General features: G+C 68.1%; 14 protein-coding genes and 1 pseudogene. 10 read left to right on the top strand and 5 right to left on the bottom strand.

What is annotated here, in order from left to right; genetic code table 11:
• Nucleotides 1-95: 95 nt before the first annotated feature.
• The gene (locus tag ACW17Z_RS18500) at nucleotides 96-821 is read left to right on the top strand and encodes an ATP12 family chaperone protein (protein ID WP_419321126.1); all 726 of its coding nucleotides are present in this window, start codon (nucleotides 96-98) and stop codon (nucleotides 819-821) included.
• Between the two features lie 121 nt (nucleotides 822-942).
• The gene (locus tag ACW17Z_RS18505) at nucleotides 943-2,475 is read left to right on the top strand and encodes an acyl-CoA carboxylase subunit beta (protein ID WP_492057062.1); all 1,533 of its coding nucleotides are present in this window, start codon (nucleotides 943-945) and stop codon (nucleotides 2,473-2,475) included.
• A gap of 241 nt (nucleotides 2,476-2,716) precedes the next feature.
• Here the strand turns inward: ACW17Z_RS18505 and ACW17Z_RS18510 are convergent.
• Both ACW17Z_RS18510 and amaB read right to left on the bottom strand, forming a co-directional pair.
• Nucleotides 2,717-2,854, bottom strand: a pseudogene (locus tag ACW17Z_RS18510) (hypothetical protein); the annotation flags it as partial.
• 411 nt (nucleotides 2,855-3,265) lie between these two features.
• A complete protein-coding gene (amaB, locus tag ACW17Z_RS18515; protein ID WP_492058557.1) occupies nucleotides 3,266-4,789 on the bottom strand; it encodes an L-piperidine-6-carboxylate dehydrogenase in 1,524 nt (507 codons plus the stop codon).
• 117 nt (nucleotides 4,790-4,906) lie between these two features.
• On the opposite strand from amaB, the gene ACW17Z_RS18520 reads away from it, so the two are divergent.
• From ACW17Z_RS18520 to ACW17Z_RS18540, 5 genes are read left to right on the top strand one after another with little or no spacing between them, the layout of a single operon-like run.
• Nucleotides 4,907-5,641 (top strand): polyprenyl synthetase family protein, encoded by a 735-nt coding sequence (locus ACW17Z_RS18520; RefSeq protein WP_492057063.1) that lies wholly within the window; start codon nucleotides 4,907-4,909, stop codon nucleotides 5,639-5,641.
• Nucleotides 5,638-5,796, top strand: a complete 159-nt coding sequence (locus tag ACW17Z_RS18525) for a hypothetical protein (RefSeq protein ID WP_492057064.1) — start codon at nucleotides 5,638-5,640, stop codon at nucleotides 5,794-5,796. The genes ACW17Z_RS18520 and ACW17Z_RS18525 overlap by 4 nt, the downstream gene beginning before the upstream one ends.
• 2 nt (nucleotides 5,797-5,798) lie before the next feature.
• Nucleotides 5,799-6,737, top strand: coding sequence for an ABC transporter ATP-binding protein (locus tag ACW17Z_RS18530; RefSeq protein ID WP_492058558.1), 939 nt, complete (start codon nucleotides 5,799-5,801; stop codon nucleotides 6,735-6,737).
• Nucleotides 6,734-7,942 (top strand): ABC transporter permease, encoded by a 1,209-nt coding sequence (locus tag ACW17Z_RS18535; protein WP_492057065.1) that lies wholly within the window; start codon nucleotides 6,734-6,736, stop codon nucleotides 7,940-7,942. Before ACW17Z_RS18530 ends, ACW17Z_RS18535 begins: the two co-directional genes overlap by 4 nt.
• Nucleotides 7,943-7,950: 8 nt before the next feature.
• Nucleotides 7,951-8,424 carry a sterol desaturase family protein gene (locus ACW17Z_RS18540; protein ID WP_492057066.1) on the top strand — a complete coding sequence of 158 codons (474 nt, stop codon included), beginning with the start codon at nucleotides 7,951-7,953 and terminating at the stop codon, nucleotides 8,422-8,424.
• On the opposite strand, the gene ACW17Z_RS18545 is transcribed toward ACW17Z_RS18540, so the two are convergent.
• The 3 genes from ACW17Z_RS18545 to crtY are packed head-to-tail and all read right to left on the bottom strand — an operon-like array spanning nucleotide 8,421 to nucleotide 12,030.
• Entirely contained in the window at nucleotides 8,421-9,350 is a 930-nt protein-coding gene (locus tag ACW17Z_RS18545; protein WP_492057067.1) for a phytoene/squalene synthase family protein, read from the bottom strand. The two genes, ACW17Z_RS18540 and ACW17Z_RS18545, sit on opposite strands and share 4 nt — an antisense overlap.
• A complete protein-coding gene (locus ACW17Z_RS18550) occupies nucleotides 9,347-10,849 on the bottom strand; it encodes a phytoene desaturase (protein WP_492057068.1) in 1,503 nt (500 codons plus the stop codon). Before ACW17Z_RS18550 ends, ACW17Z_RS18545 begins: the two co-directional genes overlap by 4 nt.
• A complete protein-coding gene (gene crtY / locus ACW17Z_RS18555; RefSeq protein ID WP_492057069.1) occupies nucleotides 10,846-12,030 on the bottom strand; it encodes a lycopene beta-cyclase CrtY in 1,185 nt (394 codons plus the stop codon). The genes ACW17Z_RS18550 and crtY overlap by 4 nt, the downstream gene beginning before the upstream one ends.
• 180 nt (nucleotides 12,031-12,210) lie before the next feature.
• On the opposite strand from crtY, the gene folD reads away from it, so the two are divergent.
• Genes folD through ACW17Z_RS18570 form a run of 3 tightly spaced genes read left to right on the top strand, consistent with a single transcriptional unit; the run spans nucleotide 12,211 to nucleotide 14,880 of the window.
• Nucleotides 12,211-13,107, top strand: coding sequence for a bifunctional methylenetetrahydrofolate dehydrogenase/methenyltetrahydrofolate cyclohydrolase FolD (folD, locus tag ACW17Z_RS18560; protein WP_419251689.1), 897 nt, complete (start codon nucleotides 12,211-12,213; stop codon nucleotides 13,105-13,107).
• Nucleotides 13,107-13,463, top strand: coding sequence for a c-type cytochrome (locus ACW17Z_RS18565; RefSeq protein WP_492057070.1), 357 nt, complete (start codon nucleotides 13,107-13,109; stop codon nucleotides 13,461-13,463). Before folD ends, ACW17Z_RS18565 begins: the two co-directional genes overlap by 1 nt.
• A gap of 13 nt (nucleotides 13,464-13,476) precedes the next feature.
• Entirely contained in the window at nucleotides 13,477-14,880 is a 1,404-nt protein-coding gene (locus ACW17Z_RS18570; RefSeq protein ID WP_492057072.1) for a D-arabinono-1,4-lactone oxidase, read from the top strand.
• The last annotated feature ends 2 nt before the right edge of the window (nucleotides 14,881-14,882 follow it).

Consider the following 14,882-nt stretch of genomic DNA (forward strand, 5'->3'; position numbering starts at 1 on the left):
GGCCTTGTGCCCGGGACCGTTCTTGATCATTCAACGCCTTGAAGAGGGCGATCCGTCGACCGTCCCGCAAATCACCGCTCAGGGAGCCATCATCCGTGGCCGAGAAGACCCCGCCAATCGAAAAGCCGCGCCGGTTCTACAAGGCGGCGACGGTTGGGCCCGTGGAGGGCGGTTTCGCCGTGCTGCTGGACGGCCGCACCCCCAAATCGCCGGCCAGGTCGCCTCTGGTTCTGCCCAGCCTGGCCCTGGCCCAGCGCGTGGCGGACGAGTGGGAGGCGCAGGACAAGGTCATCGATTCGACGATCATGCCCGCCACCCGCCTGGCCTTCACCGCCATCGACCGCATCTCCGAGACCCGCGCCGCCGTGGCCGTCGAGGTCGCCGCCTATGCCGGGTCTGACCTGCTGTGCTACCGCGCCGACCATCCCACGCCCCTGGTCGAGCGCCAGACGCGGGAATGGCAACCGCTGCTGGACTGGGCCAAGAGCGCTCTGGGCCTGCACTTCACGCCGGTGACGGGGATCATTCACACGCCGCAGCCCGCCCAGACCCTGGCCGACGTCGAGGCCCTGGCCCTGTCGATGGATGATTTCAGCCTGGCCGGCGTGGCCTATGCCTCGGGCCTTCTGGGCTCGACGGTGCTGGCCCTGGCCATCCGCGCCGGCGAGCTGGACGGCCAGCGGGCCCTGGATCTGTCGCGTCTGGAAGAGACCTTCCAGGCCGATATCTGGGGGCAGGACGCCGAGGCGCGGCTGCGTGCCGATAATCTGGCCATCGAGGCCCTGGCCCTGGAGCGGTGGTTCGCCGCCCTGCGGGCATAACCATCCGAATGCTGCACTGCCGTAAGGGCTGGCTTGCCAGTCCGGCCGCGCGGCTTTACCCCTCGTCCGATAAGGCGGCCCCACGGCTTGGGAGACCGCAGGAGCAGGGGAGCGCATCCGCGTGCAGCATATTCTCGAGGAACTGGATCGTCGTCGCGAGCAGGCCAAGGGCGGCGGCGGCGAAGCGCGGGTGGCATCGCAGCACGCCAAGGGCAAGCTGACGGCGCGGGAACGCATCGACCTGCTCCTCGACGAAGGCAGCTTCGAAGAGTTCGACATGTTCGTCGAGCACCGCTGCGCCGACTTCGGCATGCAGGACCAGAAGATCCCCGGCGACGGCGTCGTCACCGGCTGGGGCACGATCAACGGCAAGGTCGTTTATGTCTTCTCCAAGGATTTCACGGTGTTCGGCGGCTCGCTGTCGGGCGCCCATGCCGCCAAGATCGTCAAGGTCCAGCGCCAGGCCATGAAGGTCGGCGCGCCGGTGATCGGCCTGTTCGACGCCGGCGGCGCGCGCATCCAGGAAGGCGTCGACAGCCTGGCCGGCTATGCCGACATCTTCATGGAAAACGTGATGGCCTCGGGCGTGATCCCGCAGATCAGCGTGATCATGGGCCCCTGCGCCGGCGGCGACGTCTACAGCCCCGCCATGACCGACTTCATCTTCATGGTGAAGGACACCAGCTACATGTTCGTGACCGGTCCTGACGTGGTCAAGACCGTCACCAACGAGGTGGTCACCGCCGAGGAACTGGGCGGGGCCCGGGTGCATGCCGCCAAGTCGGGCGTGGCTGAAGGCGCGTTCGAGAACGACCTGGAGGCCATGACCCAGGTGCGCCGCCTGGTCGATTTCCTGCCGTCGTCCAACCGCGAACCGGCCCCCGAGCGGATGAGCTTCGATGAGCCGCTGCGCGAGGAGATGAGCCTGGACACCCTGATCCCCAGCGATCCGGGCAAGCCCTACGACATGAAGGAACTGATCCTCAAGATCGTCGATGAGGCCGATTTCTTCGAGATTTCCAGCGAGTGGGCCAAGAACATCATCTGCGGTTTCGCCCGCATGGACGGCGAGAGCGTCGGCATCGTCGCCAACCAGCCCCAGGTTTTGGCCGGCGTGCTGGACATCGATAGCAGCCGCAAGGCCGCGCGCTTCGTGCGCTTCTGCGACGCCTTCAACATCCCGATCGTCACCCTGGTGGATGTCCCGGGCTTCATGCCGGGCACCAAGCAGGAATATGGCGGCCTGATCAAACACGGAGCCAAGCTGTTGTTCGCCTATGCCGAGGCCACGGTGCCCAAGATCACGGTCATCACCCGCAAGGCCTATGGCGGCGCCTATGACGTGATGAGCTCCAAGCACCTGCGCGGCGATTTGAACTATGCCTGGCCCACCGCCGAGATCGCGGTGATGGGCGCCAAGGGCGCCGTCGAGATCATCTTCCGCGCCGAGGCCAAGGACCCCGTCGCCCTGGCCGCCCGCGAGGCCGAGTACAAGGCCGCCTTCGCCAATCCGTTCGTGGCCGCCTCGCGCGGCTATATCGACGACGTGATCATGCCGCACGGCACTCGTCGCCGCATCGTCCGGGGCCTCAAGAGCCTCAAGGGCAAGGAACTGACCAACCCCTGGAAGAAGCACGACAACATCCCGCTGTAGGGGCGGTCGGCGTGGTCAATCGGCCAACGCAGCAGGCCCCCTCCTGACCTGCTGCGCAGGTCGTCCTCCCCCTTTCAGGGGGAAGATGAAACGCGCTGACCTCATCTTCCCCCTCCGGGGGAAGACGGCTGCGTAGCAGCCCGTAGGGGGCAAGTGCGAGGATAAGCTGCGCGCTATCCCCTGGGCTTTCGGGAAAAAGCTTAGCCTGATCAACGCCCTCCAAATAAACCGAGCGCGCCTGTCAGACGCGCTCAAACCTCCCGTATTCTTGACCCACCTCGTCGCGAGGAAAGGGCGCAAGGCCAGCGACCATTGCGGCGGCGGGGGGTGATCGAGCGGGGCTGGGGTCGAGGGGGATACTCGACCGGTCCGGGGATCCTGGCGTTGCAGGACCCGCCCGCCGTCGGCGTGGATGGGGATCAAGGCGAGTGTTGGTCAGAATTGGCCCCACGCCCCCCGACCTTCGGGACTTCGGGAAACCGAGGCGTCCGGGTTCCGGTAAGGCCCCAACTGGGCCACCCGCCGGGACGCTGATGGATAACGACCACGCGGAGCGGACGGCTTCGTCGAAACGGTATTTCTACTTCTTCATCCGGACGTGGTCCGGACGCTCCGCGACCCTTTTCATAACTCAGCGAGCTGTCGCGTGAGGTCGCGGACACTTGCCCCCTACGGATCGCTTCGCGATCGTCTTCCCCCGGAGGGGGAAGATGAAACGCGCCGACCTCATCTTCCCCCTCCGGGGGAAGACGGCTGCGCAGCAGCCCGTAGGGGGGCAGTGGCTCAGAGCCTAAAGATCAAACCTCACGCCCTGCGCCAGCGGCAGGGCTCCGGAATAGTTCACCGTCGCGGTCTGGCGGCGCATGTACTGCTTCCAGCTATCGGAGCCGCTCTCGCGACCGCCGCCGGTTTCCTTTTCGCCGCCGAATGCGCCGCCGATCTCGGCGCCCGAGGGGCCGATATTGACGTTGGCGATACCGCAGTCGCTGCCGGCGGCCGACAGGAAGGCCTCGGCCTCGCGGACGTCATTGGTCATCACGCAGGAGGACAGGCCCTGTGGCACATCGTTCTGGATCGCCACCGCCTCGTCGAAGTCGCGATAGGGCACGACGTGCAGCAGGGGCGCGAAGGTCTCGCGCTGCATGCCGGGGCTGGGGGCGGGCAGGCGGGCGAGCGCCGGGCGGACATAATAGGCCTCCGGATGCTCGTCGATCAGCAGACGCTCGCCGCCGCTGACGGTCCCGCCGTCGGCCCGGACCTGATCCATCGCCGCGACGAAGGCGTCATAGGCGGCCCTGTCGTGCAGCGGACCCAGCAGCACGCCCTCGCGGCGCGGATCGCCGACCGGCAGGCGGGAGAAGGCGCTCTCGACCGCGTCGGCGACCTTGTCGACCAGGCTTTCATGGACGATCAGGCGGCGCAGGGACGTGCAGCGCTGGCCCGCCGTGCCGGCCGCCGAAAAGACGATGGCGCGGACGGCCAGCGAAAGGTCGGCGCTGGGGGTGACGATCATGGCGTTGTTGCCGCCCAGCTCCAGGATCGAGCGGCCAAATCGGCCGGCGACGATCGGCGCTACGGCCTGGCCCATGCGGGTGGAGCCGGTGGCGCTGACCAGCGGAATGGCCGGATCACGCACCAGCCGCTCGCCGGCGTCGCGGCCGCCCAGCACCACGCTGCACAGGCCTTCGGGCGCGTCACCGAAGCGGGCGATGGCGCGCTCCAGAATGGCGTGGGTGGCGATGGCCGTCAGCGGCGTTTTCTCGGACGGCTTCCAGATCACCGGATTGCCGCACACCAGGGCCAGAGCCGCGTTCCAGGCCCAGACCGCGACCGGGAAGTTGAAGGCGCTGATCACCACCACCGGACCCAGCGGATGCCAGGTCTCGCGCATGGCGTGGCCGGGCCGCTCCGAGGCGATGGTCAGGCCATAGAGCTGGCGCGACAGGCCGACGGCGAAGTCGCAGATGTCGATCATCTCCTGGACCTCGCCGGCGGCCTCCGAGGCGATCTTGCCGGCTTCCAGGGTGACGATGGCGGCCAGCTGATCCTTGGCGGCGCGCAGTTCCTCACCCAGCAGGCGGACCAGCTCGCCGCGACGCGGGGCGGGGACGGTGCGCCATGCGCGGAAGGCCTTGGCGGCGGCCGAGACCTTGGCGTCGATGGCCCGGGCGTCGTCATAGGCGACCTGGGTCAGGATCGCGCCATCAAGGGGGCAGCGCACAGCCACACCGCCATCGGCGGGCAGGCCGGTGACGCCCAGATCGGCCAGAACGGCGCGGGCATGGGCGGCGGGGTTTGGGAAGGACTGGGTCATGACCGTGGAAAACGCCGACATGGGCTTCGGGTCAAGTGGGGGCTGCTTGACGCCTCCGACGGGCGCCTTCAAATGAACCGCCCACAATGGGGTGACTGTGACGGCAGCGACCCGCCTATGGACGATAACGCCGCCTATCTTCAGCGCCTTGAGACCCTGCGGGCCGGTGTCGATCGCCGCCTGGGCGAGCTCGCGCCAAGGCTCGGCGCGGCGCCGGATCGCCTGGTCGAGGCCGTGCGCTATGCCTTGCTGGCGCCCGGAAAGCGCTTCCGGCCGATGCTGACCCTGCTGTCCGCCGCCCAGTTCGGCGCGGACGAGGGCGCGGCGCTGGATACGGCCTGCGCCTTCGAGATGGTGCATGCCGCGTCGCTGATTCTGGATGATCTGCCGGCCATGGACGACGCCGGTCTGCGCCGGGGCCTGCCGACCATCCACCGCGCCTTCGACGAGGCCACCGCCGTGCTGGCGGGGGTCGGCCTGCTGAACCAGGCCTATGCCGTGGTCGCCGCCGATGCACGGCTGGACACCGCGCTGCGGGCCGAGATCGCCGGGCGCATCGCCGGCTCGGTCGGCTTTTCGGGTCTGATCGCCGGTCAGGCGCGGGACCTGTTCGATCGCGACCAGCTGCGCGACCTTCCGGCGCTCGACCGCCTGAACCACGAAAAGACCGGCGTGCTGATCATGGCCGCCGCCCAGTCGGGCGCCCGGATCGCCGGAGCCCCCGACGAAGCCGTCGCTGCGGTGGGCGAATTTGGCCGGCGCATGGGCATGGCCTTTCAGATCCGCGACGACCTGATCGACGCCGAGGGCTCGGTCGAAGGCGCAAGGACGTGGGCAAGGACGCCGAGATGACCACGGCCGTCTCGCTGCTGGGGATTGCCGGCGCGCGGGACGCGATGGAGGCCCACCTCGCGGCGGGCCGGGCGGCGCTGGACGCTGTCGGCGGCTGCGACCTCGTGGCCGGCTATGTCGGCCGCCTCTTCGCCGGACGCAAGGCGGCGGCTTGACCGTGTCTTCCATTCTGACGGTGTCGGGCGTGACCCACGCCTACGGCGACAGGACCGTGCTTCGGGGCGTCGACCTGACCCTGGAGCCCGGCGAGATCTACGCCTTGCTGGGTCCCAACGGGGCCGGCAAGACGACCCTGATCAAGAGCATCTGCGGCCGCTTTCGCCCCGACGGCGGCGAGGTTCGGCTCAACGGCCAGGACCCGGCGCGGGTCAGCGCGGCGCGGGCCAGTCTGGGCCTGGTGCCGCAGGAGATCGCCCTCTACGCCCACCTGACCGTGGCCGAAAACCTGGCGGCGTTCGCAAGCCTGGCCCAGGCGCCGCGCCGGACCATCCCGGCCGCCGTGCAGCGGGCCATGGAACTGACCCGCACCGTCGACCGCGCCCATGTGCCGGTGCGCCACCTGTCGGGCGGCTATCAGCGCCGCGCCAATATCGCCGCCGCCATCGTCCATCAGCCGGCCCTGCTGATCCTCGACGAGCCCACGGTCGGCGTCGACATCGACGCCCGCGAGGCGCTGGACGCGGTGATCCGCGGCCTGCGCGACCTGGGCGTGGCGGTGCTGCTGACCACCCACGACCTGGAACAGGCCGGCGCCCTGGCCGATCGCGTCGGCTTCCTGCGCGAAGGCTCCCTGGTGCTGGAAGGCCAGCCCCGGACCCTGATCGCCGAGGCCTTCGGTGCCCAGATGGAGGTGCTGGTCGAGCTTTCGGGCGAGCCCGACGCCGCCGGCGAGGCGCTGCTGATCGCGGCTGGCCTGGCCAGGACCGCCCATCGCGCCAGGCTGTGGACCCGCCTGGATGTCGACGGCTACGCCGCCGCCGGCCGGCTGGACAAGCGGCTGCGCAAGGCCGGGCTGGTCCCGCGCGAGATCCGGGTCCGCGAGCCGTCGCTGCAGAACCTGTTCAGCCTGGTGGCTGAGCGGAAGCTGGCCGCATGATCCGCCTTGAGATGACGCTGGCCATGGTGCGGGTCATGGCGCTGGAGCTGTGGCGCGACCGCGCGGCCCTGGTCATGACCTTCCTGCTGCCGCCGCTGGTGTTCCTGATTTTCAGCTCTGTGTTCGCCGGGGCGACCGGCGAGGACATCAAGCCCAAGCTGGCTATGGTCGATTTGGCGCGCACCGAGACCTCTGGCCGGGTGGCCGGAGCCCTGCTGGCCAGCTCCGAGATCCGCGCCGAGGCCACGACACCCGCCACGGTCGAGGCCGTGCGGGCGCTGGTGAAATCCGGCCAGGCTGATGTTGGTCTCGTGATCCGCGCCGATCCCGCCGCGCCGGGCCGGCCGTTCCTGATCATTGCCGATCCCGGCCGCGCCGTGGCCGCGCCCCTGACCCAGGCCCGGGTGCAACTGGCCATGGCTCGCGCCGCGCCGGACGCCGCCCTGCGCCGCAGCGTCGACCAACTGACCCCCGCTCTGGGGGGCTTAACGCCGGCCCAGACCGCGCGCCTCGACGCCGCCGCCGCCGCGCTGAAGGCCAAACCGCCCGCGGTCACCGGCGGCGACCTGTTCGACCGCGAGGACCTGCTGGGCGCCAGGAAGGGCGGCGCGACCATCGCCTATTACGCCGGGGCGGTGATGATCCTGTTCGCCCTGTTCTCGGCCATGCAGGGGGCGCTGGGCCTGATGGAAGAGCGCCGCACCGGCGTCGCCGACCGGCTGCTGGCCGGCGTCGCGGGCATGGGGCCGGTGGTGACCGGAAAGTTCGTCTTCCTGGTCGGGCAAGGCATCGTCCAGGCCGTCGCCATCTTCGCGACCGCCCAGATCGTCTATGGCGTGGCCGTGGTCGAGCATTTCGGCCTCTGGCTGCCGACCACCCTGGCGGCCTCGGTCTGCGCGGCGGGACTGGCCCTGGGGCTGGTCTCGATCTGCCGGACGCGCGAACAGGCCCAGATGCTGTCGACCTTCGTGATCCTGGTGTTGGCCGCGATCGGCGGCAGCATGGTGCCGCGCTTCCTGATGCCGGCCTGGCTGCAGACCGTCGGCTGGTTCACGCCGCATGCCTGGGTGATTGACGCCTATCAAGGCGTCCTGTGGCGCGACGCGTCAGTGTCGCAGGTGTATAAGGCTTGGGGCGTGCTGACCGCCGCCGGCCTGGCCGGTCTGGCGCTGGCCCAGACCCTGGCGCGACTGTCGCGTCGATAGGACCCGTGATGACGACCCTGGCGTTCGATATCCTGCTGTTCCTGGCGGCCTTCGCCTTCATGGAGGGCTTTGCCTGGGTCACGCATCGCTATGTGATGCACGGCTTCATGTGGGTTTGGCACAAGTCGCACCACGAGCCGCGCGAAGGCCTGTTCGAGCTCAACGACCTGTTCGCGGTGGTCTTCGCCGCCCCGGCCATCGTGGCGATCTATTTCGGGGTGCACGGCACGCCGTGGCTGCTGCCGGTGGGTCTCGGGATCACCGCCTACGGCTTCATGTATTTCATCTTCCACGACGGCATGGTCCACCGGCGCTTCAAGACGCCGTTCGGCAAGTCAGCCTTCTGGAAGCGAGCCATCCAGGCGCATCGCATCCATCACGCCGTCCACACCAAGGAGGGCGCGGTGTCGTTCGGCTTCCTGTGGGCCAAGCCTGTGCGGGAGCTGAAGGCGCAGTTGAAGTCGCGCGGTGTCGAGGCCTAGATCTTCGTCCACATGTCGGGCCGCGCCGGCGGCTGGATCAGTCGATCAAACAGGGCCGAACGCAGGGCGATGACGCCGCCTTCCAGCGCCCGCCAGGCCTTCATCCGGCCGCTGACCACAACGCGTTCATCCCAGGCCTTGTCGCCGACCTTGACCACGTCCAGCCCGATCTGCCGATAGACGCCCCGCGCCGCCGCGATGGCCCAGGCGCAGCGGACCGGCAGGTCGCGCAGACCCCAGCGGGCCGAGGCGTAATAGGGCTCGGCGGCGTCGACGAGGCGCCTGGCCATCACCGCGACCGCAGCGCGGTGGGCGGGATCTGCCACGGCTGTCTCGGGTATGCCCAGCTCCGCCAGCCAGGCGCGCGGCACATAGATCCGGTCGTTGCGGGCGTCCTCGACGATGTCGCGGGCGATATTGGTCAGCTGGAACGCCAGGCCCAGATCCTGGGCGCGGCGCAAGGTCGACAGCGCGTCGGGCTTCGTGCCCATGACCAGGGCCATCATCGTGCCGACCACGCCAGCCACGCCCCAGCAATAGTCGAGCAGCTCGTCCAGCGTCTGATAGCGCCGGCCTTCGACGTCCATGGCGAAGCCGTCGATCATGTCGAGCGCGAAGCGCTCGGGGATCTGGCGGCGCCGGGCCACGGTCTGGAAAGCGGCGAACTGCGGATCGCTGGGCGGCTCACCGGCCAGGGCGGCGCGGGTCTGGGCGTACAGGGCGGCGAGGCGCGCCGGAGCGTCCTCGACCGGGCTCATGCCGTGACCCAGGGTCTGGCCGTCGATCACGTCGTCGCAGTGCCGACACCAGGCGTAGAGCATCTCGGCGTCGGCCCGGGTTTCGGGGTCGAACAGGGCGGCGGCGGCGGCGAAGCTCTTGCTGCCCTTCTGGATCGCCTCGCGGCTCTGGGCCTCTAGATCGCTCACGCGGCTTGAGTCGCGAAGTCGTCGATCATCAGCCCGGCCGTGGCCTTGGCCGAGCCTACGACGCCGGGAATGCCCGCGCCCGGATGGGTGCCGGCCCCGACGAAATAGAGGTTGGGAATGACGTCGTCGCGGTTGTGGGTGCGGAAGAAGGCGCTCTGGGTCAGCAACGGCTCCAGCGAGAAGGCTGCGCCGTTCCACGCGTTGAGCTCGGTCGTGAAATCGTCCGGCGTGAAGATCCGGCTGGTCACCAGATCGCGGGACAGATTGGGGATGTAGCGATCCTCCAGATACTTCAGGATCCGGTCGCGATAGGCGGGCCCTTCCTTGGACCAGTCGATCTCGGCGGTCTCCAGATTGGGCACCACCGACAGGACGTAGAAGCTGCTGCAGCCGGGCGGGGCCATGCCGGGATCGGTGGCGCACGGCGAATGCAGATAGAGCGAGAAATCGTCGGACAGGGCGTCCTTGTTATAGATGTCGCCGATCAGCTCCCGATAGCGCGGACCAAAGCAGATCGTGTGATGGCGGATCTCGGGATGCTCGGCCTTGAGCCCGAAATAGATCACGAACAGCGAGGGGCTCCAGCGCTTGCTCTCCAGCGCCTTGCCGACCTTCTTGCCGCGCGGATCATCGACCAGCAGGTCGCGATAGGTGTGCATCACGTCGGCATTCGAAGCGACGGTGTCAAAGGCTTCGAAGTCGCCGCCGGAATTGATGATCCCGGTGACGCGGCCGTCGCGGGTCGTGATTTTCTGGACGGGCGCGTTGAGCCGGATCGTGCCGCCCAGGTCTTCCAGCAGACGCACCAGACCACGGATCAGTGCGCCGGTGCCGCCGCGCGGAAACCAGACGCCGCCGCGACGCTCGAGCGCGTGGATCAGGGCATAGATCGACGAGGTGGCGAAGGGGCTGCCGCCGACCAGGAGGCTGTGGAACGACAGAGCCTGGCGGACATGCTCGTCCTTCACGAACGACGAGACCTTGTCATAGACGCTGCGCCAGGCCTGCAGCTTCATCAGGGCCGGGGCCGACGAGATCATGCTGCGGATGTCGAGGAACGGCACGGCGCCCAGCTCGACATAGCCCTTTTGATAGAGCTCCTCGGAATAGGCGTGGAACTTGCGATAGCCCTCGACATCGGCCGGATTGCGGGCGGCGATCTGGCGGTCCAGCTCGGCCTGGTCGTTGACGTAGTCGAACACGTCGCCGTCTTCCCAGACCAGCCGGTAGAACGGGTTGACCGGCAGCAGCTCGACATAGTCCTCGATCTTGCGACCGCTGATCGTGAACAGCTCCTTGAGGCAGTCGGGATCGGTGATCACGGTCGGGCCGGCGTCGAAGATAAAACCCTCGTCCTCCCAGACGTAGGCGCGGCCGCCGGGCTTGTCGCGACCTTCGATCACGGTGACGTCGAAGCCGGAGGACTGCAGGCGGATGGCCAGGGACAGACCGCCGAAGCCGGAGCCGATAACGGCCGCGCGCGGCTTTGGAACACTCATGCTTTGTCCTCAATCACTGAGCTCTCGCCCAGATACCCCAGGGCGGCGACGATAGGTACGGGCGGTTTGCCCATCAGGACGCGGGCCTGATCAAAAGGAGTCAGGCGCGCTGCATAGAAGCGCTGAATCAACGGGGCGCCCAGACGGTAGAAACGCTCCAGAACTTTGTAGCGCTGGTCGGGCGCGCAGGCCCTGAACAGCATGCGATTGAGCAGACGGAAGAACCGTCGGCGGCGCCAGGCCGCTTTGGAGTGGGCCTCGGCGCAGGTGCGGACGTGGGCGCTGGTGATGTGGGGCAGGGCGGCGATCTGTTCCGCCAGCCTGGCGGCGTCGGGCAGGGAATAGCCCGTGGTCGGCTGGAAGAGCGCAGCGCGCAGACCCACCTCCGCGACCTGGGCGCGGGCCTCGCGCCAATAGGCGTCGATGTCGCCCGCCAGGGCGATGGGCAAGACGCCATGTTCCTCGCGCTCGACCTTGGCGATGGTCCAGCCCTGCTGGGCGGCATAGGCAGCTATGTCGGCGCGAACATCGGCATGATCGAGGGCGTCACCGTCGCTGTATCGGGTGTCCTCGATCAACAGGCGGGTGGAGTCGAGCGGCAGCACATAGAGGAAACGATAGCCGTCCAGTTGCGGCACGGTGGCGTCCATGACGATAGGGCGCGTCAAGCCATGGGGCTTTGACAGGCGTACGCCCTGGCCCAGGAACTTCTGCCATCCCAGCACAAGACTGCGACTGCGGCGCGGACCGCGCCCGTCGATGACGGTGGCTGCGGTGATGCGGCGACCGTCCGACAGGGTGACCTGATGGGGCGATACATCCGAGACCGTTGCGCCCAGCCAGACGTCGCCGCCTAGGGCAGTCGAGACTGCCTCGTGGAGGCGCTGAGAGGTAATGGCCAGATAGGCCGTGTCCAGGGCGCGCCGATGGGCTGGAAAACGAACCTCGTAACCCGACCAGCGATGCACGACCAGCGGCCGCAGCCAGCCACCGATCGCGGGGCTGACATCAGTCTCAAAGTGACACCAGGTGTGCTCGCCGCCGATTCGCTTGTCGCGCTCCAGCAGGATCACGCGCAGGTCAGGGCGCAGAGCCCTCAGGCGCAGCGCGATCAGGCCATTGGCCAATCCGCCGCCCACCAGGACGACGTCGGCTCTGTAGGTTGAAGACGTGGACGCCATGCTTGTGCGTCTAACATGATTGTGCGGTCGCCACGCCAGCGTTGCGCCCATCAAAATGACCGGCTAGGCACGGCGAACTGGAGCGTGGCAGCCGAAAGTGTGAGCGGTTTCGGCGCCTGCCACGCTCCGCATGTTTGGTTTGGAGCCTTTAGCCAAGGCTAAAGGATCCGGGAGGCGCCCATGTCTGAGGCCAGGATCATTGATGGCAAGGCCTTCGCGGCCGATCTGCGCGAGCGGGTGGCCGAGGATGTGAAGGCTTTGAAGGCCGATCACGGCGTCACGCCCGGCCTGGCCGTGGTTCTGGTGGGCGAGGATCCCGCGAGCCAGGTCTATGTCCGCAACAAGGGCGAGCAAACCCTTGCGGCGGGCATGTATTCGGAGACCCACCGTCTGCCGGCCGATGTCAGCCAGGACGCGCTTCTGGCCCTGGTCGGCAAGCTGAACGCCGATCCGGCGATCCACGGTATTCTCGTACAGTTTCCAGTGCCCGATCACCTCAAGCAGGCCGATATCGTCGCGGCGATCTCGCCTGACAAGGACGTCGATGGCCTTACCGTCACCAATGCCGGTCGTCTGGCCAGCGGCCTCCCGGCCCTAACGCCCTGCACCCCGCTGGGGTGCATGATGTTGCTGAAGGATGTGCTGGGTGATCTGCGCGGCAAGTCGGCGGTCGTGATTGGCCGGTCCAACCTGATGGGCAAGCCGATGGCCCAGATGCTGCTGGCCGCCGACTGCACCGTCACCATCGCCCATTCGCGCAGCGTGGATCTGCCCGGCATCGTGCGTCAGGCCGATATCGTCGTGGCCGCTGTGGGGCGCGCCGAGATGGTCAAGGGGGACTGGATCAAGCCGGGCGCGGTGGTCATCGATGTCGGCATCAGCCGCTTTCCGTCGCGTGATCCGGTCGCGGCCGCTGCGGGCAAGACCCGGCTGGTCGGCGATGTCGCTTTCGACGAGGTCAAGGCGGTGGCTGGCGCCGTCACACCGGTGCCGGGCGGGGTGGGCCCCATGACCATCGCCTGCCTGCTGGCCAACACCGTTACGGCCGCCAAGCGACTGCACGGGATCGACGCCTGATGCGCCCCGCATGGTTCCTGATGCTCGCGGCCCTGTCCCTGGCCGCTTGCGGCGAGACGATTCCGCCGGCCCCGACGCCGGAGCAGGCTCTGCTGCTAAAGCCGGCCGACGCCAAGCTGGCGGGGCTCTACGAGACGTCGTGCAAGGCCTGCCACGCCATGCCGGGAACGGGCGCGCCGCTGGTCCAGGATCGCGCCGCCTGGGACCCGCGCTGGAAGCAGGGCGAGGCCGTGCTGCTTGACCATACCATCCAGGGCTTCAAGGCCATGCCGGCTTCAGGTCAGTGCGTGGCTTGCGCGCCGGCTGATTTCCAGGGCCTGATACGATTCATGGCGGGGCGCGAAGACCCCGCTTAAGCGGGGGAAACGCATGATCTCGAGACGAGGCGCTCTGGTCGCGGGCGGTACGGGCGTTGCGGTGGTCGCCACCGGCGGCGCGGGTTTTGTGGTGGCCACCCATGAAAAGCCCGAGCCGTTGGCTCCAGCCTCTGTCAATGCTGACGGCAAGCTGCTGTGGCGCAACTGGTCCGGGGTTCAGACCGCCTATCCCTCGGCTCGCCTCGCGCCGAAGGACGAAGCCGAACTGGCCCTGATGCTCAAGACCGCCGCAGCGCCGATCCGGCCGGTGGGGGCAGGGCATTCCTTCACAGCCCTGGCGCCGACCAGCGGAGCGCTGGTGTCACTGGACGCCATGTCCGGCGTGGTCGGCTGGGAGGGTGACGAGGCCGTGGTCCTCGCCGGTACTCGACTTGGCGCGCTGGGCCCTGTCCTGGCGGCCAAGGGGCGGGCCATGGCCAATCTGCCCGATATCAACAAGCAGTCCCTGGCCGGCGCCCTGGCCACGGGCACCCATGGCACGGGCGTCAAGCTCCAGGCCCTGCATGGCGACGTCACGGCCTTGCGCCTGGTGACGCCGAGCGGGCGTGTGATCGACTGCGACGCCACCCGTGAGCCTGAAGTCTTCCAGGCCGCCAAGGTGTCTCTGGGCGCGCTGGGCGTGATCTCTCAGGTCAGGCTGAAGACGATTCCCAATCGCCGGGTGCGTCGCCGCGTCTGGATCGAGCCGTTTGGCGACGCCCTGGCCAAGGCGGAGTCGCGTTGGGCGGCGCATCGCAATTTCGAGTTCTACGCGGTGCCGTTCACGGGGCTGGCCGTAGGCATCAGCCATGACGAGACCGACGATCCGGCCGAGGCGAGGGGCCCCGATCAGGACACCGCATTCCTTGACGCCCTGAAGGGCATGCGAAACCTGCTCGGCTTCTCGAGCCCATTGCGCAAGGCGGCGGCCAGGGCGCTGCTGGTCGGCGCGAAGCCCGAAACTGCCGTCGATGAAGGCTGGAAGCTCCTTTCCACCGAGCGGCCTGTTCGCTTCAACGAGATGGAATTCCATCTACCGGTCGAGGTTCAGCTCAAGGCTCTGGAAGAGGTGGTCGCGACCATCGAGAAGGAGCGTCCCGATGTCTTCTTCCCGATCGAGGTGCGCCGTATCGCCGCCGACGACGCGTGGCTATCGCCATTCCACGGCGGGCCGCGCGGGTCGATCGCCGTGCATACCCACTACAAGGATGACTTCGCGTTCCTGTACGATCTGATCGAGCCGATCTTCCGCCGCCATGGCGGCAGGCCGCACTGGGGCAAGCTGCACAATCTGCGCGGTCAGCATCTGGCGGCGCTGTATCCGCGCTGGAACGATTTCCTGAAGGTGCGGGCCGAGCTTGATCCAGAGGGGCGGATGCTCAATCCGTATCTGAAGGGGCTGTTCGGACTGATCTGAGG

The sequence above is a fragment of the Caulobacter sp. GSs2 genome (assembly GCF_058680895.1).